This window comes from Polaromonas sp. YR568 (genome assembly GCF_943371715.1).
GTDB lineage: Bacteria > Pseudomonadota > Gammaproteobacteria > Burkholderiales > Burkholderiaceae_C > Polaromonas.
Map to the genome: position 1 here is coordinate 1 of NZ_CALRVW010000025.1, position 21,997 is coordinate 21,997.

The 21,997-nt window shown below is 63.6% G+C and carries 20 protein-coding genes; 15 read left to right on the forward strand and 5 right to left on the reverse strand.

What is annotated here, in order from left to right; all coding sequences use genetic code 11:
* The 8 genes from AAG813_RS15910 to AAG813_RS15945 form a co-directional block, all read left to right on the forward strand.
* A partial coding sequence (locus AAG813_RS15910) for a hypothetical protein (protein WP_341916651.1) occupies positions 1 to 1,420 on the forward strand: 1,420 nt, incomplete at its 5' end.
* Between the two features lie 12 nt (positions 1,421 to 1,432).
* Positions 1,433 to 2,251, forward strand: coding sequence for an iron dicitrate transport regulator FecR (locus tag AAG813_RS15915; protein ID WP_341916652.1), 819 nt, complete (start codon positions 1,433 to 1,435; stop codon positions 2,249 to 2,251).
* 225 nt (positions 2,252 to 2,476) lie between these two features.
* Positions 2,477 to 4,429, forward strand: a complete 1,953-nt coding sequence (locus tag AAG813_RS15920) for a PhoX family phosphatase (protein ID WP_341916653.1) — start codon at positions 2,477 to 2,479, stop codon at positions 4,427 to 4,429.
* Positions 4,430 to 4,509: 80 nt separating this feature from the next.
* Positions 4,510 to 5,364, forward strand: a complete 855-nt coding sequence (locus AAG813_RS15925; protein ID WP_341916654.1) for a GNAT family N-acyltransferase — start codon at positions 4,510 to 4,512, stop codon at positions 5,362 to 5,364.
* Positions 5,364 to 6,350: a UDP-2,3-diacylglucosamine diphosphatase gene (locus tag AAG813_RS15930; RefSeq protein ID WP_341916655.1), complete on the forward strand. Its 987-nt coding sequence runs from the start codon at positions 5,364 to 5,366 to the stop codon at positions 6,348 to 6,350. Before AAG813_RS15925 ends, AAG813_RS15930 begins: the two co-directional genes overlap by 1 nt.
* The gene (locus AAG813_RS15935) at positions 6,347 to 7,429 is read left to right on the forward strand and encodes a glycosyltransferase family 1 protein (protein WP_341916656.1); all 1,083 of its coding nucleotides are present in this window, start codon (positions 6,347 to 6,349) and stop codon (positions 7,427 to 7,429) included. Before AAG813_RS15930 ends, AAG813_RS15935 begins: the two co-directional genes overlap by 4 nt.
* Before the next feature lie 74 nt (positions 7,430 to 7,503).
* The gene (gene ppk1 / locus AAG813_RS15940) at positions 7,504 to 9,618 is read left to right on the forward strand and encodes a polyphosphate kinase 1 (protein WP_341916657.1); all 2,115 of its coding nucleotides are present in this window, start codon (positions 7,504 to 7,506) and stop codon (positions 9,616 to 9,618) included.
* A gap of 2 nt (positions 9,619 to 9,620) precedes the next feature.
* Positions 9,621 to 10,091: a histidine phosphatase family protein gene (locus AAG813_RS15945; RefSeq protein WP_341916658.1), complete on the forward strand. Its 471-nt coding sequence runs from the start codon at positions 9,621 to 9,623 to the stop codon at positions 10,089 to 10,091.
* Between the two features lie 39 nt (positions 10,092 to 10,130).
* Here AAG813_RS15945 and ppx read toward each other — a convergent pair whose 3' ends face one another.
* The 3 genes from ppx to AAG813_RS15960 form a co-directional block, all read right to left on the reverse strand.
* Positions 10,131 to 11,621, reverse strand: a complete 1,491-nt coding sequence (ppx, locus tag AAG813_RS15950; protein ID WP_341916659.1) for an exopolyphosphatase — start codon at positions 11,619 to 11,621, stop codon at positions 10,131 to 10,133.
* 65 nt (positions 11,622 to 11,686) lie between these two features.
* A complete protein-coding gene (locus AAG813_RS15955) occupies positions 11,687 to 12,832 on the reverse strand; it encodes an ABC transporter substrate-binding protein (protein ID WP_341916660.1) in 1,146 nt (381 codons plus the stop codon).
* A gap of 157 nt (positions 12,833 to 12,989) precedes the next feature.
* Entirely contained in the window at positions 12,990 to 13,472 is a 483-nt protein-coding gene (locus AAG813_RS15960) for a fasciclin domain-containing protein (protein WP_341916661.1), read from the reverse strand.
* A 194-nt stretch (positions 13,473 to 13,666) separates the two neighbouring features.
* Between AAG813_RS15960 and pstS the strand changes: the two genes are divergently transcribed.
* From pstS to phoR, 7 genes are all read left to right on the forward strand, one after another.
* Complete coding sequence (pstS, locus tag AAG813_RS15965) at positions 13,667 to 14,710, forward strand: phosphate ABC transporter substrate-binding protein PstS (RefSeq protein ID WP_341916662.1); 1,044 nt, start codon at positions 13,667 to 13,669, stop codon at positions 14,708 to 14,710.
* 117 nt (positions 14,711 to 14,827) lie between these two features.
* Complete coding sequence (gene pstC / locus AAG813_RS15970; protein ID WP_341916663.1) at positions 14,828 to 15,793, forward strand: phosphate ABC transporter permease PstC; 966 nt, start codon at positions 14,828 to 14,830, stop codon at positions 15,791 to 15,793.
* Positions 15,790 to 16,665 carry a phosphate ABC transporter permease PstA gene (gene pstA / locus AAG813_RS15975; protein ID WP_341916664.1) on the forward strand — a complete coding sequence of 292 codons (876 nt, stop codon included), beginning with the start codon at positions 15,790 to 15,792 and terminating at the stop codon, positions 16,663 to 16,665. Before pstC ends, pstA begins: the two co-directional genes overlap by 4 nt.
* Positions 16,666 to 16,677: 12 nt before the next feature.
* Positions 16,678 to 17,460: a phosphate ABC transporter ATP-binding protein PstB gene (pstB, locus tag AAG813_RS15980; protein ID WP_341916665.1), complete on the forward strand. Its 783-nt coding sequence runs from the start codon at positions 16,678 to 16,680 to the stop codon at positions 17,458 to 17,460.
* A gap of 20 nt (positions 17,461 to 17,480) precedes the next feature.
* Entirely contained in the window at positions 17,481 to 18,182 is a 702-nt protein-coding gene (gene phoU, locus AAG813_RS15985; protein ID WP_341916666.1) for a phosphate signaling complex protein PhoU, read from the forward strand.
* Between the two features lie 16 nt (positions 18,183 to 18,198).
* On the forward strand, positions 18,199 to 18,924 hold the full coding sequence (phoB, locus tag AAG813_RS15990; protein ID WP_341916667.1) for a phosphate regulon transcriptional regulator PhoB: 726 nt from the start codon (positions 18,199 to 18,201) through the stop codon (positions 18,922 to 18,924).
* Positions 18,921 to 20,264, forward strand: a complete 1,344-nt coding sequence (gene phoR / locus AAG813_RS15995) for a phosphate regulon sensor histidine kinase PhoR (RefSeq protein WP_341916668.1) — start codon at positions 18,921 to 18,923, stop codon at positions 20,262 to 20,264. The genes phoB and phoR overlap by 4 nt, the downstream gene beginning before the upstream one ends.
* A gap of 33 nt (positions 20,265 to 20,297) precedes the next feature.
* Here the strand turns inward: phoR and AAG813_RS16000 are convergent, their stop codons facing one another.
* The gene (locus tag AAG813_RS16000; protein WP_341916669.1) at positions 20,298 to 21,218 is read right to left on the reverse strand and encodes a carbon-nitrogen hydrolase family protein; all 921 of its coding nucleotides are present in this window, start codon (positions 21,216 to 21,218) and stop codon (positions 20,298 to 20,300) included.
* A complete protein-coding gene (locus AAG813_RS16005; RefSeq protein ID WP_341916670.1) occupies positions 21,215 to 21,886 on the reverse strand; it encodes a GNAT family N-acetyltransferase in 672 nt (223 codons plus the stop codon). Before AAG813_RS16005 ends, AAG813_RS16000 begins: the two co-directional genes overlap by 4 nt.
* Between the last annotated feature and the right edge of the window lie 111 nt (positions 21,887 to 21,997).

The following is a 21,997-nucleotide window of genomic DNA, read 5'->3' on the forward strand; positions in this document are numbered from 1 at the left end:
CGAAACCTCCGGCCATGTGCTGGACATGCAGGGTCGGGTCGACACCCGGGCACCGAACGGCCGCGTCGGCACCTTGTTGCTGGATCCGACCAACATCTTCATTGCGACCAACCAGGCCAGCGCCACGGCGGCGGGCATGGTGGGCGGCGACACCTCGGCCAACACCTTCGTCGCCGCTGGCGCGGTGGGCGACTCGCTGCTGACCGTGGCGACCTTGCAGGCGGCACTTGCCAATACCCAGGTGATCGTCACCACCGACAACGCGGCGGGCACGGGCGCCGGCAACATCAACGTGGTTGACGCCGTGAGCTGGACCAGTGACACGAGCCTGACGCTCAATGCCACGGCGGACATCAACATCAACGCGACCATTACCGGTGGTGGCGGCAGCCGGCTCGCGCTCAACAGCGCCAATGGCAACATCAACCAGACCGCCGCCATCAGCATGGTGACGCTGTCGGCCACCGCGAGCGCCGGATCGGTCAACCTCACCAACCCGGGCAACCAGGTGCAGCGGCTGGCTGGTTTTGCCAATGGCGCCGGTGGCTTCAACTTCCGCAACAGCGGCACGCCCCTGACGATTGGCGCGGCCGGCCCGCAAACCGGCATCACGTCCGGGGGCAGCGGTCCGATCAACGTGAATGTGGCCGGCAGCCTCACGCTGCTCAGCCCCGTCACTTCGCGGTCGGGTGACATCGTGCTGGCCGGCAACACCCTGGACAACCAGTCCACCGTGAGTTCCACCAGTGGCGGCATGACGGTGCAGGGCGTTGTGCTGCGGCCGTCACTGACCAGTTGCATCGCGTCGCCTGCCACCAGCGGTTGTTCGGCGGTACTGCCGACTCTGTCGCAATGCGTCAACGCACCGACGACCGCCGGCTGCTCGGTGGTGTTGCCCTCGTTGGCCACCTGCGTCGCCGCGCCCGTCACCGCGGGTTGCGTCAGCGTGCTGCCGACCTTTACCCAATGCATCGGTACACCCACCCTGGCGGGCTGCGCGGCGGTGTTGCCATCGCTGGCACAGTGCTCCGCCAATCCCGCCATGTCGGGCTGCAATGTCGTGCTGCCATCGCTGTCGCAGTGCTCCGCCAACCCCACCTTGCAGGGTTGCGGTGCCGTGCTTCCGACGCTGGCGCAGTGCACGGCTTCGCCCGGCTTGCAGGGTTGCAGTGTCGTGTTGCCGACACTGGCCAAGTGCGCGGCGGCACCTGCTTCCCAGGGGTGCAGCAGTGTGCTGTCGTCCACCGCGACCGCCACCAATTCGTCCCTGGCCATGGCGTTGAATTCAACAGATGACCTCATCAACACCAGTGTCACTGGCGCTACCACCAGCGCTCCGAATAAGGCTGACGCCAAAACGGCCGATACCAGCAACGTCGTGGCCAAACGCGACGTGATTAAAAAAACGTATTGCAACTAAGCGGAGCAAACCATGAACATCTATTCGCCTGTCATAACTTCCTTCCTGTTCACCCTGTCTCTCTTCGTCCACCCGGCGGCCCACGCCGGCACGCCAGCGGGCAAGGTCACCCAGCTCAGCGGTTTCGTTTTGGCGCTCAAGGCCAGTGGCGGCCTGAAAGTGCTCGCACCCCAATCCGTGGTTGAAAGCGGTGACACCCTGGTGAGCGAGGACAACACCTACGTTCGTATCGACCTGGCCGACGGCCGCCAAGCCGTGCTGGGCCCCCAGACCCGACTGACAATTGCCAGCGCCACCACGCTGAGCCTGGCGACGGGCCAGCTTCAGGTCCTGGCGCCTGCGCAGCCCGGCACCGGTCGCCTGAGCATAGCGGCGGGAGAAACCACCGTCGATGCCGGCGCGGCCAGCTTCAATCTTTTTTACACGCCGGACCCCGCGACTGCCATCGCACAGCGCGCTTATGCGCGGGCCAGCCTGGCGGCACTGGGCCCGTCGGTGCAGAGTGATGCCACCACCGTCCTGCCAGTTTGGGAAAAAGTGGCGCAGGGCCCTGTGCCGCCGGTCCCAGGAGGCGCCAGGGCACCGGGCCTTTATGTGCAAGTGCTTGATGGGCTCATCACGGTCAAAAACCCTGCGGGAACGTCAAACTTCTCGGCCGGGCAGTTTGGATACACGCCTTCCTTCACGTCGCCACCGGTGATGGTGCCCACCAACCCCGGCCTGAAATTCTCGCCGCCACCCGTATTTTCGTCATCGACTCCCAGCGCAGGAAACAGCGCTTCGACGGCCGGGAGTAACAAAAGCGGCGCTGTCGACTGCGAAGTACGCTGACGCCTGCGGGACCTCCGGCCGCACAGGGTGCCCTTCCAGGCGGGTTGGCTCACGGAAGGGGATGCGCGGATCCGGTCCCACCGCGGAGTCATCGCCGCGTGCCGACTAGGCGGCCAGCGGAAGATCCAGGCGACCGTCATCAAACTGCCATCAAACCGACATGAACACGTCACCCTCGACTTCCAGAATCTCCCCATCAGTCAAAAAAACGATGGAGAGTGATTCATGGGTCAGGGATTCGGCAAGGATTACGAGCAGGGTGAAGGCGTCAACACGACGTCCAATCCCTTCATACATGAAGTAGACGGCGGGCGCCGCCATGTGCTGCGTTGCACGACGGCGGCGGTGGCGTTGCTGATGGGTTCGCACACCCTCACGGCACATGCCGCCACGGCAGCCAAAGGCCAACCACTGGGGTTTACCGGGGTGCCGGTGTCCAGCGACGATACGCTGGTGGTGCCGCCCGAGTACGAAGCCCAGGTGCTGTACCGCTGGGGTGACGCGACCGGCGTGGCCGGATCGGCAACGCCGGCTTTCAGCGCCGATGCGTCCAACAGCTGGCAGGAGCAGTTGCTGCAGTCGGGCATGCACCACGACGGCATGGAGTATTTTCCGCTGGACAGGAACCCGCGCCACGGCCTGCTGGCCATCAACCACGAATACACCGACGACGGCCTGCTGCACAGCGACGGCATGAAGACCTGGACCGCCGACAAGGTGCGCAAGTCGCAGGCGGCGCACGGCGTCAGCGTGATCGAGGTGGTGGAACGTGCCGGTGTCTGGCGCGTGATGCCCAATTCGCGTTACGCGCGCCGCATCACCGGCAACACGCCCATGCTGTTCAGCGGTCCGGCGGCCGGGCACGCACTGCTGAAAACTTCGGCCGATCCGGCCGGCCTGCGGCCGCTGGGCACGCTGAACAACTGCGCCGCCGGCCAGACGCCCTGGGGCACCTTTCTGACCTGCGAGGAAAACTGGAACGGTTACTTCTCGGCTCAGGACAAGCCGAACCCGGACGAAGCGCGTTACGGCCTGCGTGCCAAGGGTTTTGGTTACCGCTGGCACGAATTTGACGAGCGTTTTGACGCAGTCAAAAACCCCAACGAGCCGCATCGTTTCGGCTGGGTGGTGGAGATCGACCCGCAGGACCCGACACAGACCCCGATCAAACGCACGGCGCTGGGCCGCATCAAACATGAGGGGGCCACGACAACCTTGAGCCGCGATGGCCGCGCGGTGGTCTACATGGGCGACGACGAACGGTTTGAGTACATCTACAAGTTTGTCAGCCGCGACAAGGTCAAGCCGGGTGGCTACCGCGCCAACCAGGACATTCTGGACCACGGCACGCTGTATGTGGCGCGCTTTGATGCACAGGGTTACGGCCGCTGGCTGCCGCTGGTGCATGGCGAGGACGGCCTGAATGCCGCCGCCGGCTTTGCCAGCCAGGCCGAGGTGCTGATCAAGTGCCGCCAGGCCGCCGATGCCGTGGGCGCCACCAAAATGGACCGCCCCGAATGGGTGGCAGTGCATCCCAACACCGGCGAGGTGTTCGTCACGCTGACCAACAACAGTAGCCGCGGCAAGGACGGCCGCATGACCGATGCGGCCAACCCGCGCAATGACAACATCATGGGCCACATCATCCGCTGGCGCGAAGGCAAGAGCCGCCAGGACAGCGCGGTCAGCCGGCTCGACGGCGACGCAGGTGCCACCGAGTTCCGCTGGATGCACTTTGCGCTGGCCGGTGACCCGAATGCCGGCAAGGCCGAATACCGCGGCACCATCAAGGGCGACATGTACGGCAGCCCGGACGGCCTGCAGTTCGACGCCGGTGGCCTGCTCTGGATACAGACCGACATCTCGACCTCGGCCATGCACAAGGGCGCCTACCAGGGCATGGGCAACAACATGATGTTGTGCGCCGATCCGGCGACCGGCGAGACCAAACGCTTTTTGACGGGCCCGGCCGGCTGCGAGATCACCGGGGTGAGCTTCACGCCGGATCGCCGCGCGGTGTTCATCAACATTCAGCATCCGGGCGAAACCGCCAGCGAACGCAGCGACCCGGCCCAGCCGAAGGCGGTGAGCCATTGGCCGGACGGCCCGGCGGGCGGGCGGCCGCGTTCGGCCACCGTCGTCATCCGGCGCAAGGATGGCGGCATCGTCGGTACCTAGTCAGTCAGTTCAAAAGCCCCTGCAACGGGGCTTTTTTGCAGCGTTTGAGCGAATTTGCGGAAGACAACCAGGAGTCCACCATGAAAGAACTGCCCAACCCCACCTTTGCATTGTCGCCAGTCGCAATGCCACGGGGGTCACTTCATCAAAGCTCTCATGCTGCCGATCCGGTCGCTGTTCAAGGGGCTGCGCCGGGGAAAATCCAGATAGGCTGGGCCCGGCACCAGGACGAGGTCCGGCAGGCGCAGCGCCTGAGGTACCAGGTCTTCGCGCTCGAGATGGGGGCGACGCTGCCCAGCACGGTGCCGGGCCACGACATTGACCTGTTCGATGATTTCTGCGAACACCTGCTGGTGCGCGACGAAGCCAGCCAGGAAGTCATAGGCACCTACCGCGTGCTCACGCCGACCCAGGCCAAACGCGTGGGCAGCACCTACAGCGATACCGAGTTCGACCTGACGCGTCTGCGCGGCCTGCGCGAGCGCATGGTCGAGCTGGGGCGCAGCTGTGTACACGTCGACCACCGCCACGGCGGTGTGATCCTGGCCTTGTGGGGTGCGCTGGCCGAGTTCATGGCGCGCAACCAGCTCGACACCATGATCGGTTGCGCCAGCATTCCGATGCAGCACAGCGGCCACCCGGAATACGGCAGCGGGCATGCCGCAGCCAGCATCTGGCGCCAGGTGCGGCAAAGCCATCTTGCCGCCATCGAATACCACGTGACACCGCGCCTGGCCCTGCCGGTCGAGCAGCTTGACGACTCGCTGGACGTCGAGCCTCCCGCGCTGATCAAGGGATACCTGCGCCTGGGCGCCAGGGTGCTGGGCGCACCGGCCTGGGACCCGGACTTCAACTCGGCCGACTTGCCCATGATGATGCGCATTGCCGACCTGCCGCCGCGTTATCGCAAACATTTTTCCGCGCGGGGTGCCTGATGCGCACGATGTTCGACAAGCTCGGCTCGCTCAACCCGGGTCTCCCCTCGGGGGAAGAGGATGCGCATGACGACGCCGCGCTGCGCAAGCGCTACCGCAGCATCTTCATCTCCGACCTGCACCTGGGCACGCCCGGCTGCCAGGCCGCAGCGCTGCTGGACTTTCTCCGGGCGCACCCGAGCGATTACCTCTATTTGGTGGGTGACATCGTGGACGGCTGGCAATTGCGGCGCAAGTGGTACTGGCCGCAGTCACACAACGACGTGGTGCAAAAGCTGCTGCGGCGCGCACGCAAGGGCTGCCGGATTGTCTACGTGCCCGGCAACCACGATGAGTTTGCGCGTGAATTTATCGGCCACCAGTTTGGCGGCATCGAGGTCATGGAGGACGCGGTCCACGTCACGGCCGATGGCCGCCGCCTGTGGATCGTCCACGGCGACTATTTCGACGCTGTCGTGCAGTGCGCCCGCTGGCTGGCCTATGTGGGCGACAACCTCTATGAATTCACGCTCAAGCTCAACCGTCACCTCAACAGCCTGCGCGCGCGCATGGGTCTGCCGTACTGGTCGCTCTCGGCCTACCTCAAACACAAGGTCAAGAGCGCGCTGAACTACGTCACCGACTTTGAAGTGGCTGTGGCCAACGAAGCGCGGCGGCGCGGCCACCAGGGAGTGGTCTGCGGCCATATCCACCGCGCCGAGATGCGCGACATCGACGGCGTGCTGTATTGCAACGACGGCGACTGGGTCGAAAGCCGCACCGCGCTGGTGGAGCACTACGACGGCAGGCTGGAGCTGCTGCACTGGGCGCCGTCCCATGAAACCCCTCGAAGGGAGCCGGTGCAAAACGTGGTTAGCGGAGAGGACTCCCCTCTGTTCGAGCCGGGGCCGCGGAACTGGCTTGGCCAGGCCGCAGGCGCAGCGGCCCCCTCGGGGGGCAGGGCCCTACACGAAGTGAGCAACCGTGGGGGCCAGTTACAGTCATGAAAATTGCCCTTGTTACCGACGCCTGGCAGCCGCAGGTCAATGGCGTGCTGACCACGCTGGTGGAGCTGGTGCGTGAACTGCAGGCCCTGGGCCACACGGTGGAAGTCATCCATCCCGGCCTGTTCAAAACGCGACCTTGCCCGGGTTATGCCGGCATCGACCTGGCCGTGCGTCCGAAAGCCTTGCTGACCAACCGGCTGGATGCCTTTGCGCCCGAAGCCATCCACATCGCGACCGAAGGCCCGCTGGGCTGGGCGGCGCGCAGCTACTGCCTGAAGCGAGGCCTGCGTTTTACCACCGCTTTCCACACCAAGTTTCCGGAAATCCTCAATGCCGCGCTGAAAATTCCGCTGTCGTGGGGGTATGCGCTGTTCCGGCATTTCCACAAGGCGTCCGCCGGGGTCATGGTTCCCACCCACGGCGTGTTGCGCATGCTGGAGCGGCGCGGTTTTCGCCAGTTGCGCAGCTGGACGCATGGGGTGGACACCGCCTTGTTCCCGTTTCATCCCGAGGCGCGGATTTACCCCCGCATGGGCACCCTGGTGCGGCCGGTGTCGCTGTTTGTCGGCCGGGTGTCGTATGAGAAAAACATCGAGGCCTTCCTGGCACTGGACATTCCGGGGAGCAAGGTGGTCTGCGGCGTCGGGCCGCTGGAGGCGTCGCTCAAGGAGCGTTTTCCGCAGGTGCACTGGCTCGGCGTGCTGCCGCGCGATGAACTGGCCAGGGTGTACGCCGCCGCCGATGTGTTTGTTTTCCCCAGCCGGTCCGAGACCTTCGGCCTGGTGATGCTCGAAGCCATGGCCAGCGGCACGCCGGTGGCGGCCTACCCGGTCGATGGCCCGCTGGAGGTGCTGGGCAAACCGGATGGCAGCCACCACGGCGGTGTGCTGGATGAGGACCTGCAACGGGCCTGTTACCGTGCGATGGCGGTCCCGCGCCATGAAGCCCGTATCCGTTCGCTGGACTTCAGCTGGACGCATGCCGCCCAGCTGTTCGAAGGGTATCTGGTGCCGGTACGTGGCCAGGCCCCCCAGCCCTCAGGTGACGGCGCCAGCCGCCGCCTGAAACATTTGTCATGATGTTGTCACGCTTCTGTCATCAAATCCGCGCACACTGACAAGTCAGATTCATGACAATTACCAGTTCAGACCGCATGTTTCAAAACTCTGCCAATTCGCCCCCGGCGGTGAGCGCCCCTGCCGCGGGTGCAGCCGTCCAGTTTCTGGACCGGGATCACAGCATCCTGGCGTTCAACGAGCGGGTGCTGGACTGGGCCAGGCGGCCCGACGTGCCGCTGCTGGAGCGGCTGCGTTTCCTGTGTATTGTTTCATCCAATCTGGACGAATTTTTCGAGGTGCGCGCCGCGCTGCATCTGACCGCCGCGCTCAATCAGGAGCAGAAGGCGCCTTATTCGGCCGAGTCTTTCAAAACCCTGTCTGCCGCCGCCCACGACATGGTGGCGCGCCAGTACGCGCTGTACAACGACGAGCTGATGCCGGAATTTGCGAAACAGGGCATTCGGATTGTTTCCCATGGCGACCGCAGCGCGGCGCAGCGCCGCTGGGTCAAGGCCTACTTCGAGCGTGAAGTCAGGCCGCTGTTGATCCCTGTCGGGCTGGACCCTTCGCACCCGTTTCCGCAGGTGGCCAACAAATCCCTCAATTTCATCGTCCGGCTCGGTGGCAAGGATGCTTTCGGACGCCAGAACGACATTGCGATTGTCAAGGTGCCGCGGGTATTGCCGCGTCTGATCCACATGCCCGACAAGGGCTCGCAGAAAAAGCTGCTGTTTGTCTCGCTGTCGAGCATCATCCGGGCGCATCTGGCCGACCTGTTTCCGGGCCGCGAAGTCGGGGAGTTTTCGCAATTTCGCGTGACGCGCCATTCCGACCTGGCGGTGGATGAGGACGACGTGAAAAACCTGCGTACTGCGCTGCGTCTGGGCCTGGAGCAGCGTCATTACGGGCAGGCGGTGCGGCTGGAGGTGTCGGCGGGTTGTTCCAAACACCTGTCGGACTTTCTGCTGAGCCAGTTCAGCCTGCCAGCCGAAGCGCTGTACCGGGTGCACGGCCCGGTCAACCTGGTGCGACTGACCCAGCTGGTGGACCTGGTCAATGACCCGAAGCTGCTTTTTCCGCCCTACAAGGCCTGTTACCCGACGCAGTTGGTGCCGGGGCAGTCGTTTTTCGAGCGGCTCAAGCAGGGCGACGTGTCCATCCACCAGCCCTTCGAGAGTTTCAACGGCGTGCTCGACTTCCTGCGCGAGGCCGTGAACGACCCGCAGGTGCTGGCCATCCGGCAGACCATTTACCGAACCGGGCCTGACTCCGAACTCATGGTCCTGCTGCGCGAGGCGGTACGTCGCGGCAAGGAAGTCACGGTGGTGCTCGAGCTCAAGGCGCGCTTTGACGAGGAAGCCAACATCAACTGGGCCGAGATGCTGGAGTCGATCGGGGCGCAGGTGGTGTACGGCGTGGTCGGGCTCAAGACCCACGCCAAGATGCTGCTGGTGACGCGGCGTGAAGGACGCCAGCTGGTGCGTTATGCCCATCTTTCCACCGGCAACTACAACCCGACCACCGCGCGGCTGTACACCGATGTGAGTTACCTGACCGGCGACCCGGCGCTGACCGCGGAAATCGACAGTGTCTTCGGGCATCTGGCCAGCCAGAGCAAGCTGCCCCGGCTGCAGCGCCTGCTGGTGGCGCCGTTTCAGCTGCACCGCAAGCTGATCGAAAAAATCGATGCGCTGGCGGAAGCTGCGGCGCTCGGCAAGGACACGCGCCTGGTGGCCAAGATGAACGCCCTGACCGACGAGGGCCTGATGCTGGCCCTGGTCAGGGCAGGGCAGCGCGGCGTGAAAATTGACCTGGTGGTGCGCGGCGCCTGCATGCTGCCGGCCGGCGTTCCGGGGGTGACAGACAACATCCGTGTGCGATCCATCATCGGCCGCTTCCTCGAACACTCACGCGTTTTCTATTTCCGCTGTGACGGCGAGGAAACCTTGTACCTGTCCAGCGCCGACTGGATGAACCGCAACATGCTGCGGCGCGTCGAACTGGCCTGGTCGGTGACCGATCCCTTGCTGCGCCAGCGCATCATTGACGAATGCCTGGTGGCCTACCTGCATGACAGCCTGGATGCCTGGGACCTGCAGCCCGACGGCAGCTACCTGCGCGCCGGTGCATCGCCGCAGGGCGAGCAACACGGTGCGCAGGCCGCGCTGATGGCCCGTTATTCGGCAGGTGGCGCCGTGATGGCAGCCTAGCGATGGACCTGATCCTGTGGCGTCATGCGGAGGCTGAAGAGCTGTCACCCGACGCGCAAGGCGGGAACGACCTCGAACGTTCATTGACCCCGAGGGGCGAGAAGCAGGCAGCCCGCATGGCGGCCTGGCTGGACCGGCAGTTGCCGGAGCGGGCGCGCATTCTGGTGAGTCCGGCGCGCCGCTGTGAGCAGACGGCGCTGGCGCTGGGGCGCAAGTACAAGATCCGTGCAGAACTCGGGCCTGACGCGCCGCCGTCGCAGCTGCTTGAACTGGTGCAGTGGCCGGTCAACAAGCTGCCGATTCTGGTGATCGGCCATCAGCCAACGCTGGGCCAGACCATTGCCCAGTTGCTGGGCCTGCAGGAAAGCGAATGCGCCGTGAAGAAGGGCGCGCTCTGGTGGCTGCGCACGCGTGAGCGCGAAGGGGGATTGCAGACCGTGGTGGTCACGGTGCAATCGCCGGAACTTCTTTGAATTGAACCGGTTGAACCCGTACCGCGGCGACCCGTAAAACTAGGCACCCGCCAGCACAACCGTCCACGGCGTTTTTTGCCAGGCCAGGACTTCCTCACGCAACAGGTGCGCCGACTGCGGAAAGGCCTCGGCCCAGCCCGGCCGGCAGACCAGCGTGAACTGGTGCTGGCCGGCGCCGGCGATCTGCATGTCCCTGACGTCCGGGTCGCGTCGTGCGTGGCAGAGAATCACCGCCAGCCGCAGGCACAGCAGCTGCAGCACAAACACCTCGTCCTCGAAATCGGCTTCCAGCTTGCGCAGCTTGCCGCGGTGGCCCAGCACCAGCAGGCTCAGGCGGTGCTGTTCCTGAAGGGTGAAGCCCGGTGCATCGGCGTTGTCCAGGATGTAGGCACCGTGTTTGTGGTAATCGCTGTGCGAGATGTGGCTGCCGATTTCATGCAGCAGGGCGGCCCAGTCGAGCTTGCGCTGGAAGCGCCCCAGTTCGGCCGCCGACAGGCCGGTGCTGGCTTGAGCGAAGAGGGCGCGGGCGACCTTGCTCACACGCTGCGCCTGCGCGGTATCGATGTCGAACTTGTGGGTCAGCCGCTGCACGCTCGTCGAGCGCAGGTCGGTCGTTTCTTCCTCTCGGTCCAGCAGGTCATACAACACGCCGTGGCGGAGGGCACCCTGGGCGGTTTGCAGCTGTTTGATGCCCATCAGCTCGAACACCGCGCGCAGCACGCTGACGCCGCCGCCAATCACGGCACGCCGGTCATCCTTCATGCCCTCGAGCTTGAGGCGCTCTGCACTCTGCGCCTTGAGCAGGCGGTCCAGCAGCCAGTCCAGCCCTTCGCGCGTGACCAGGCCCTGGGGCCAGCCGCCGGCCGTCAGCACGTCGCTGACCGCCCCCACGGTGCCCGACGAGCCATAGGCCACGTCCCAGCCGCCGCGGTAGAGGTTGATGGCTTCGTCCAGCACCGCCTTGGCGGCGACCTCGGCCGTCTGGAAGGCCCGCGCGGTGAACTGGCCGTCAGGAAAATACTTCATGGACCAGCCCACGCTGCCGACGCGGTAGGACTCCATGGTCACCGCGTCCAGGTCCTTGCCCAGGATCATTTCGGTGGACCTGCCGCCGATGTCGATGACCAGGCGGCGTTCGCCGGACTGGGGCAGCAGGTGCGCCACGCCCTGGTAGATCAGGCGGGCTTCCTCGCGCCCCGAGATCACGTCGATGGGAAAGCCCAGCACCTTGTGGGCGCGCTGCAGAAAAACGTCGCGGTTGCGCGCTTCGCGCAGGGTCTGGGTGGCGACAGCCCGCACTTCCCCTTTCCTGAAGCCGGCGAGGCGCTCACCAAACCGCGCCAGGCAGTCCCAGCCGCGTTGCATGGCTTCCGGCGTGAGGTTGCGTTCCTCATCCAGGCCGTTGCCCTGGCGCACGGTTTCCTTGAGGTATTCGGTACGGTGGATCTGGCCGTGATCGAGACGGCCTATTTCGAGGCGATAGCTGTTGGACCCAAGGTCCACGGCAGCCAGGCGGGTTCCATTTTGCATGTGTGAGCGTCTGAGAGGAGGCTCAGCATAGCACTCGCGCGGCACCCGCATCCGCAGTTGCGCGCCTATCCGACCAGACGGCCGTCCGCCGTGGTCATGCTTTGCGTCACGTAGGTTGCGCTGCGGCGCTGGGCGTCATAGCTGATGCGGAAACCGCCCAGATCGACATCGGCGCGCCGCTGGAACTCGGCCAGAGCGGTCTGGCGCGTCAGCGGGCCGTTGATGCTGCTTAAAACATCGTGGGTGTAACGAGCCGCGATGAAGCCCGCCAGGCTGAGCGGCACCGGCGGTTCGTCGAACAGGCGGCCCAGCGTTTCCCGATAGGTGCGCACCACCGGCAGGCTGGCGTTGACCAGGGGCACCACCTGCGTGGCGATGACCGGCGTGGTTCGCCCACCGCCCATCTGCATCATGGTCTGGATGTTCACATCGGCCAGCGCCACGATGTAGCGTTGCCGTGCCTGTTTGTCGAGGCCCTGCGTGAACTGGGCCAGTTCGGGGGTGCCGCCCAGAAACAGCAGGACCGCCGGAGTGCTTGGCGTGAGTTTCTGGCCCAGAACGCCCAGATCGCCCGAACCGCGCAGGGACAGCAGCTTGAGCCCCATGCTGCCGGCGATGCGTTCGACGTCGGTGCGATAGAGCGTCTGGTCCTGGTTCGAGGCGTACACCGCACCGAGCTCCTTCAGGCCCATCCCGGACAGGGTTTTCAGGGCGTAAGTGATCTGCTGCTGGCGGGCAGCAAATATGGGGAAGGTCTGGTCGTCGATGGCCAGGATGGAGGTTTGCAGCCAGGGGGCGACGTGGGCCATGGCCAGCCGGTCTTGCGACAGTTGTGCGACCACCTGACTGGCCACCTGGTCGCCGACGGTGCCGGAGAGCACGACGCATGAAGGGTCGTCCTTGATCTTGTCCAGCGCGGCGCGCACGCTGGCGGCGGTGCCGTCGGTTTCCAGCGTCAGATGCCGGACGTTTTTGCCGCGCAGGCCACCGCGGGCGTTGATGTCCTGCCAGGCCGCGCGCGACCCGATCAGAAAATCCTTGGAAACATCCTGCTGGGCCAGCGAGAAGTCAACCAGCTGTGCCACGCTGAGGGTGCGGGCGCTGCCCGCTGACTTCGCGGGCTGGGCCAGAGCGGGCATGGCGAGCTGAGCCGCCAGGAGGCCCGCCCCCTGCAGAATCTGTCGGCGCTGGAGCTTTGAGTGGGAATGCATGATCTTTTTCTCCACGGCGCAGCCCCGATGGCGTCACCGTCTGGTTTGAAATGCTATTGAATGAGTAGCGGCTCACGCCCGCTGAATGGGGGCGGAGGCCGAAATGCCTGCATAACGCAGAAAACCGGCGACAGCCGCCGCCGGATCAGGACATGATTTACTTTTTGACGGGAGGGATCATCACGCGGTCCACGGTGTGGATCACGCCGTTGGTGGCCACGATATTGGCGGTCTGCACCATGGATTCTTCAACGGTCACGAACTCGCCGGCCTTGGCCAGTGCCACGCTGGCGCCGTTGACGGTTTTGGCGGGGCCATTCTTGACGTCACCGCTCATCACTTTTCCGGCAAGGACGTGGTAGGTCAGCACATTCTTGAGCATGGCCGGGTCTTTGGCCAGCGCGTCCATGGTTTTGGCAGGCACAGCCTTGAAGGCGTCGTTGGTGGGGGCGAATACCGTGAACGGGCCGGTGCCGTTCAGGGTGGAGGCCAGGCCCGCCTTGACGATCAGGCTGTTGAGTGTGCTCAGAGATGGCGTGGCTGCGATGGTGTCAGCCACCGGCACGGGCGCGGATCGGGTTGCGCAGCCGGCCACCATGGCGGCTGCAGCGGCTATCAAAAGAAAACGGCGATGAAACATGGTGTTACTCCTGGTTAGAAAACAAGGCGATGCTAGGGATGTTCCGTGACAATTTCGTGACCTCTGCAGTGCACGGTGCTCCGGTGGGCATGTGCCGCCAGGGCTGGCCGGATGGGCGGGGGCGAGTTGTCATACGCCTGTCACACAAGCTTCCTACAGTCCTTACATCTTTCATCAACTCAAGAGGTGTACGAATGAATCTGAATTTCAAGGCGACCGTCGCCAGCGTGCTGGCCCTGACTGCTCTTTCTTTTGCATCCGTGGCCAGTGCCCAGGACGTCACCGGCGCCGGCGCCTCCTTCCCCGCGCCGATTTATGCCAAGTGGGCCGACGCCTACAACAAGGCGACCGGTGTGCGTATCAACTACCAGTCCGTGGGCTCCGGTGCCGGCATTCGCCAGATCCGTGGCAAAACCGTTGACTTCGGTGCTTCCGATGCGCCGCTGACCGATGCCGAATTGGCCAAGGACGGCCTGCTGCAGTTCCCCACCGTGATCGGAGGTGTCGTGCCTGTCGTCAACATCAAGGGCGTCGCCGCCGGCCAGATCAAGCTGACCGGCGCCGTGCTGGGCGACATCTACCTCGGCAAGATCACCAAGTGGAATGATGCGGCCGTCACCGCCTTGAACCCGGGCGTGCCACTGCCGGACGCTGCAATTGCCGTGGTGCGCCGTGCCGACGGTTCCGGCACCAGCTTCATCTTCACCAACTACCTGTCCAAGGTGAACCCAGAGTGGAAAGCCAAAGTGGGCGAGGGCACCGCAGTGAACTGGCCCACCGGTGCCGGCGGCAAGGGCAACGAGGGCGTCTCCGCCTTTGTGCAGCGTCTGCCCAATTCGATCGGGTATGTCGAGTACGCCTATGCCAAGCAGAACAAGCAGACCCACGTGGCCATGCGCAATGCAGCCGGCAGCTATGTCCAGCCCAGTGACACGGCGTTCAAGGCTGCTGCCGCAGGCGCTGACTGGAACAAGTCCTTCTACCAGATTCTGACCGAGCAGCCAGGCAAGGACTCCTGGCCCATCACCGGCGCGACCTTCATCCTGATGCACGCCAAGCAGGACAAGCCGGCCCAGGCGACCCAGACGCTGAAGTTTTTCGACTGGGCCTACGGCAGCGGTGACAAGATGGCCGATGACCTCGACTATGTTCCCATGCCCGACTCGGTGAAGGCTGTCATTCGCCAGTCCTGGAGCAAGATCACCGACGGTACCGGAAAGGCCGTTGCGGTCAAGTAAATACGCTTTGACGTGGGCGAAGCGACGGGCGTCGCTTCGCCTTTTTTCATATCTGTTTAGGAGCCAGCCGTGGCAGCTACACTTCCTGCAAGTTCATACAGCAGCAGAGAAACGACCATGTCAGTTCCCCCTTCTCCAACCAAGCGCCGATCAAGCCGGACTGCCGATCTGGTCTTTGAATGGATGGCGCGGCTGGCGGCTGTTGTCACCCTGTTGCTTCTGGCAGCCATCATTTTGGCACTCGTCCTGGGTGCCTGGCCGGCCATCAGGGAGTACGGCCTGAGTTTCCTCTGGACCTCCGAATGGGATCCGGTCCAGAACAAATACGGCGGCCTGGTGATGATCTACGGCACGCTGATGACCTCGTTTGTAGCGCTGCTGATTGCCGTGCCTGTGAGTTTTGGCATTGCATTGTTTCTGACCGAGCTGTCGCCGCGCTGGCTCAGGCGGCCGCTGGGCGTGGCCATCGAACTGCTGGCGGCCGTGCCCTCCATCGTTTATGGCATGTGGGGCCTGCTGGTCTTTGGCCCCATCCTTGCCCAATATGTGCAGGCGCCGTTGCAGGCCGCTTTTGGCGATGTGCCTTACCTGGGCGCGCTGTTTTCCGGTCCGCCTGTCGGCATCGGCATTCTGGCCGCGGGCATCATTCTGGCCATCATGATCATTCCGTTCATCGCCTCCGTGATGCGTGATGTGTTTGAGGTCACCCCGCCCATGCTCAAGGAGTCGGCGTATGCGCTGGGCGCCACCACCTGGGAAGTTGTTTTCCGAATTGTGTTGCCTTACACCAAGGCCGGTGTGATCGGCGGCATCATGCTCGGTCTGGGTCGGGCGCTCGGTGAAACCATGGCGGTGACTTTTGTGATCGGCAATTTCAACCAGCTCGATTCCCTGTCGCTGTTTCAGGCGGCCAACAGCATCACCTCCGCACTGGCCAACGAGTTTGCCGAAGCCAGTGAAGGCTTGCACCAGGCTGCGCTGATTTACCTGGGCCTGGTCCTGTTCTTCATTACCTTCGTGGTCCTGAGTCTGTCCAAACTGCTGCTGTCGCGTCTGCAGAAAAACGAAGGAGCCCGCACATGAGTACCGCCAGCCCCAACGCCGCGCAGAAAGCACGGTTGGCCAAATTCAACCACCGCAAGATGGTTAACGCGATTGCTATCACCCTGTCGATGGCAGCGATGGCATTTGGGCTGTTCTGGCTGATGTGGATTCTTTTTGAAACCTTTCGCCTCGGTCTGGGCGGGCTCAGCATCGCCCTGTTCACCGAGATGACGCCGCCGCCCAATGCCGAAACCGGCGGGCTGGCCAACGCCATCTTCGGTTCGCTCACCATGGTGCTGCTGGCGACTGCGCTGGGCACGCCGATTGGCGTGCTGGCTGGCATCTATCTCGCCGAATATGGCGCCCACACGCGCCTGGGCAAGCTGACCGGTTTTGTCAACGACATCCTGCTGTCGGCGCCGTCCATTGTTGTCGGCCTGTTTGTTTATGCCCTGATTGTTGCCCAGGTCAAAAGCTTCTCCGGCTGGGCCGGCGTGGTTGCCTTGGCGCTGCTGATCATTCCCGTGGTCATCCGGACCACGGACAACATGCTCAAGCTGGTTCCGAACGCGCTGCGGGAAGCCGCCTATGCCCTGGGCAGCCCCAAGTGGAAGGTGATCATGGGCATCACGTTGCGTGCCGCGCAGGCCGGTGTCGTGACGGGTGTGCTGCTGGCGGTGGCCCGCGTGGCCGGTGAAACCGCACCTTTGCTCTTCACTGCGCTGTCCAACCAGTTCTGGACCAGCGACCTGAGCCAGCCGATGGCTAGCCTGCCTGTGACGATATTCAAGTTCGCCATGAGCCCGTTCGAGAACTGGCAGAAGCTGGCCTGGGCCGGCGTGCTGCTCATCACGCTGGGTGTGCTGGCGCTGAACATCCTGGCGCGCGTGCTTTTCAGAAACAAGAATTGAGGAAGAAGCAAGATGCAAACAACTCCCCTGGCGCGCAATGAAACGGTCAAGATGTCGGTGCGCGACCTGAATTTTTACTACGGCAAGTTCCACGCGATCAAGAACGTCAGCCTGGACATTCCGGAAAAGAAGGTCACGGCCTTCATCGGTCCCTCGGGCTGCGGAAAGTCCACCCTGCTGCGGACCTTCAACCGCATGTACGAGCTTTACCCCGACCAGCGCGCCGAGGGCCAGGTCATGATGGGCGGCGAAAACATGATCACGTCCAAGGAAGACGTCTCGCTGATCCGCGCGCGCATCGGCATGGTGTTCCAGAAGCCGACACCGTTTCCGATGTCCATCTACGACAACATCGCCTATGGCGTGAAGCTGTTCGAAAGCCTCAACGCCAGCGACATGGACGAGCGCGTCGAATGGGCGCTGGGCAAGGCCGCTTTGTGGAACGAGGTCAAGGACAAGCTCAACCAGAATGGCGCCAGTCTGTCCGGCGGCCAGCAGCAGCGGCTGTGTATCGCACGCGGCATCGCGATCAAGCCGGAAGTGCTGTTGCTCGACGAACCCTGCTCGGCGCTCGATCCATTGTCGACCGCCAAGATCGAAGAGCTGATTGCCGAACTCAAGGAAGACTACACGGTGGTCATCGTGACACACAACATGCAGCAGGCGGCCCGTTGCAGCGACTACACGGCCTACATGTACCTGGGCGACCTGATCGAGTTTGGTGCCACCGAAGACCTCTTCTTCAAGCCCAAGCGCAAGGAAACCGAAGACTACATCACCGGCCGTTTCGGCTGAACCGGCACCAGGAGCGCACCATGCCCGAAAAACATTTGTCCACCCAGTTTGACAGCGAACTCAACACCGTCTCCTCCCGCGTGATGGAGCTTGGCGGGTTGGTCGAATCCCAGATTCGCCACGCCATTTATGCACTGTCGCAGTTCAGCGCCGAAACCGCCAACAAGGTCATTGAGACCGAAGCCCAGGTCAATGCGATGGAAATCGACATTGACCGTGATCTGTCGTCCATCATTGCGCGCCGCCAGCCGACCGCGCGCGATCTGCGGCTGCTGATTGCAATTTCGAAAACCACGGCGAATCTGGAGCGCGCCGGTGACGAGGCGGAAAAAATCGCCCGCATGGTCAAGTCCATCATTGAAAGCGGGTCCGCGCGGGCCCTGCCTGCCTCGGAGCTGAATGTGGCCGCGGAGTTGGCTTCTGCGCTGCTGCGCAAGGCACTGGATGCGTTTGCCCGTCTCGATACGGCCGCGGCTGTTTCCATCCTGAAGGAAGACGACCTGATTGACCAGGAGTTTGACGGCTTCGTGCGCAAACTCATCACCTACATGATGGAAGACCCCCGAACCATTTCGCCGAGCCTGGACCTGCTGTTCGTGGCCAAGGCCATCGAACGCGTCGGCGACCATGCCAAGAACATTGCCGAATTCATCATCTACATCGTCAAGGGCGCCGACGTGCGGCACAGCCCGATGGATCAGATCGAGTCGGCTGTCAAGTAATGGACTTCACTTTCCCATGAAACACCAGCCGCGCATATTGGTTGTTGAGGACGAACCGGCGATTGCCGAGCTCATCGCGGTGAATCTGACGCACGGTGGCTTCACCCCGGTGATAGCCGGCGACAGCGTGGCCGCACAGCGCGAGCTCGATGCGGTGCTCCCCGATGCGATTTTGCTGGACTGGATGCTTCCGGGACAAAGCGGGCTTTCGCTGGCGCGGCACCTGCGCAAACAGGCCCGTACCAAAAGCATTCCCATCCTGATGCTGACCGCCAAGGGAGACGAGCCCGACAAAGTCGCCGGTCTGGACGCCGGCGCCGACGACTACATCACAAAACCTTTTTCCACGCAGGAGTTGCTGGCCCGCATACGCGCGGTGCTGCGCCGCCGTGCGCCGGAGTCGGTCAACGACAGCGTGACGGTTGGCGAATTGATGCTTGACGCCGCCACGCACCGCATTTCCTTCCAGGGTCAGGAGCTCAAGCTCGGCCCCACGGAGTTCAAGCTGCTGCATTACCTGATGAAACATGCCGAGCGGGTGCACAGCCGCAGCACGCTGCTGGACAAGGTGTGGGGTGACCACGTGTTCATCGAGGAACGCACGGTGGACGTGCACGTCAAGCGCCTGCGCGAGGCGCTCGGCGCGGCCGGGGCGATGGTGGAAACGGTACGCGGCGCGGGTTACAGGCTGACGGCGCTGACAACCGTCGGCCAGCCCGCTGCTGCAAAATCGGGGACATGATCAATCGCTGGGTAACTTTTGCAGCCTTTTTGCTGCTCGGGTCTGGCCTGGGGTGGGGCTTGGCCGGCAAGGATGGCATTGAACCGGGGCTGCTGATCGCCGGGTTTGCATGGCTCGTGCTCGACACCCTGCAGATTGCGCGCCTGCTGAAGTGGTTGCGGGCCGAGCAGAACGCGGAAGAGCCGGGCTCGTTGTCCGGAGCGTCGCCGCCCACCGGTGGCGTGTGGGGCGAAATCGCCGACCGGACCCGCCGCATGCTGAAAAATCGTGATCGGCACTACCAGGAAAGCCAGGCACGTCTGAACGAATTTCTGGCGGCCATGCAAGCTTCGCCGAACGGCGTGGTGCTGCTCGATGCGGAAGGGCGGATTGAATGGTGCAACCAGACGGCCGCCCAGCATTTCGGTTTTGACGCTCAACGCGACGTGATGCAGCATATTGCCAACCTCGTGCGTGATCCTGCTTTCACGGCCTACCTCGCCTCGGGCAATTTCTCGCGCGATGTGATGATTCCCGGCGGCCGGTCAACGCCGGCGCGGCCGGTCAGGCTGGCGGTGCATCTGCATGCCTACGGCAGGGACCGCAAGCTGCTGCTGTCGAGGGACGTCACCGCGCTTGAACTTGCGGAAGCCATGCGTCGCGATTTTGTGGCGAATATGTCGCATGAAATCCGCACGCCGCTGACGGTGTTGTCGGGCTTTATTGAAACGCTGCAGACGCTGCCGCTCAAGGAGCCCGAGCGAGCCAGGTACCTGGGCCTGATGGCGCAGCAGTCGCAGCGCATGCAGACGCTGGTCAACGACCTGCTTACCTTGTCCCGGCTGGAAGGCAGCCCGTTTCCCGACACTGGGGAGTGGGTGACGACCGGTGCCTTGCTGGCGCAATGCGAGCAGGAGGCACGCTCGCTGTCGGCGGTGCTGGCCCCTGCGGGTCACAGGCTGGAGTTCGCACCGGGGCCGCCTTGCGAGCTGGCGGGCGTGCAGAACGAGCTGCTCAGCGCCATGTCCAACCTCGTGACCAACGCCGTGCGTTACACCCCGCCTGCGGGCCTGATCAGGGTCAGCTGGCGGGTGCTCGACGACGGCCGCGGAGAGTTCCAGGTGCAGGACACCGGGCCCGGCATCGCCGCGGAACACATCCCCCGCCTGACAGAGCGGTTTTACCGGGTGGATCGCAGCCGCTCACGCGAAACCGGTGGCACCGGGCTGGGACTGGCGATTGTCAAACACGTGACACAACGCCACGGTGCCGAGCTTCGTATCGAGAGCCAGCCCGGCCAGGGTTCGCGCTTTTCCATCGTTTTCCCCGCCACCCGGGTGCGCCAACTTCAGCCTGCCTGATTGTTCCGGCGGGTGCGGCCTTGACGGCCTGTGTCAGACCGTGGAGACGATCTCCACATCGTTGGCGTAAACGTCGACCCGTTTGTCGTACAGCGGGATGGTGGTGCCGTTGACCCGGTTGCTGACCAGCTTGCCGAGGTCCACGTCGGCAATCACGATCTGCTCCATGTTGGGCACACCCTCGGCAGCGATGCCGTCCCGCGCGAAGGGAAAGTCGGACGGGGTGATGATCGCGGCCTGGCCGAAATGAAGCCCCAGTCCCTCGACGGCAAGATTGCCCACCGTGCCGGTCACGGCAACGTACACCTGGTTCTCGATGGCGCGCGCATGGCAGCAGTAGCGCACACGCCAGAACCCCTGCCTGTCATCGGTGCAGGAGGGCACGAAAATGATGTCGGCTCCCTGTTCGCACACCTTTCTCGAGAGTTCGGGAAATTCGATGTCGTAGCAGATCAGGATGCTGATGCGACCGTACGGCGTTTCAAACACCTTCAATTCGTTGCCCGGATCGCCCTTCCATTTTTCCTTTTCCCAGCGTGTCAGGTGAATCTTGTCCTGGGTGAACACCTTGCCGCCAGGCGTGAAAAGATAGGCGGTGTTGAGCAGGCGTCCGTTGGTGATGGTCGGGTGGCTGCCGCCGATGATGTGCACTCCCCAATGCGCCGCCAGCTCGGTGAACAGCGCGATGTAGCGGCCGGTGTAGCTGTCCATTTCCCGCACGGCGCTGCGCAGGTCGCTGGTGTCCATGAAGGACAGCAGCTGGGTGGTAAAAATTTCCGGAAACATCACGAACTGGGGTTTGTAGTCGCCGGCAGCTTTCATCACGAAGCGGACCTGGTTCTCAAAACCGTCCCAGTCGCTGATGGCGCGCAGCAGGTATTGCACCGCGGCAATGCGTACGGTGGTTTGCTGGGGCTTGTGCGCGGGTTCGCGTGCGAGGTCGGTGGTACTCATGCTGTGGTCTCATTCAGGTTGGCTGCAAGTTGCAGGGCAGGGGTGATCGCAGGGTCGTAGTCCGGGTTGACCCAGGCGATCAGGGCGGCGTGCCCGAGGGAGTCGCTGTCTTCGGGCAGGTAGTTTTCCATGATGCCGCAGTAGCGGAATCCTTCACGCAGCTGGAAGCTCAGCACGGGGTCCACGAAATCACCCCATAACGTCTTTTTGGCATAGAGCTCTATCGACATTTGATGTGCGACAACGCTGTAGCCCGGCAACCTGCCGCAGGCAATGATGCGCCGGAGATTGAGTTGCCGGCAAATGCGGCGCCGTCCTTCATACAGGGCATGGCCGACGCGTTTGCCGCGCAGGCGCGGATCGACAAAAACCTCCGCACCGTACAAGGTGAATCCCGCCGGATTGTGTGTGTCGAAGGTGCCGGCGGCGGTGATCTCGGACCAGGTGTGTTCGTCTGCCCACTCGTCCCAGGCAATCACCAGTGCGCTGGCGCAGCCGACAATGCGCTGGTCCAGCGTGGCGACCAGCTGTCCTTCGGGGAACAGGTCCAGCTGGTGGGCCAACTGATCGCGCCGCCAGGGTGCGATGGTGGGGTAGACATGGGCCTGCAGCTTCAGCAAGGCATCAATGTCCGCGGGAGAGGTCGGACGGACGGATAGTTTGGTCATGCATCATTTTTCCCCTGCGGCCAGGCCCTTGCCAGAGGGGGTTGACGCAAATGGCCGTAGGAGAAGGGCCGCATTGCGCCCGTACATGTCTTTGCGCATGGCCTTGCGGCG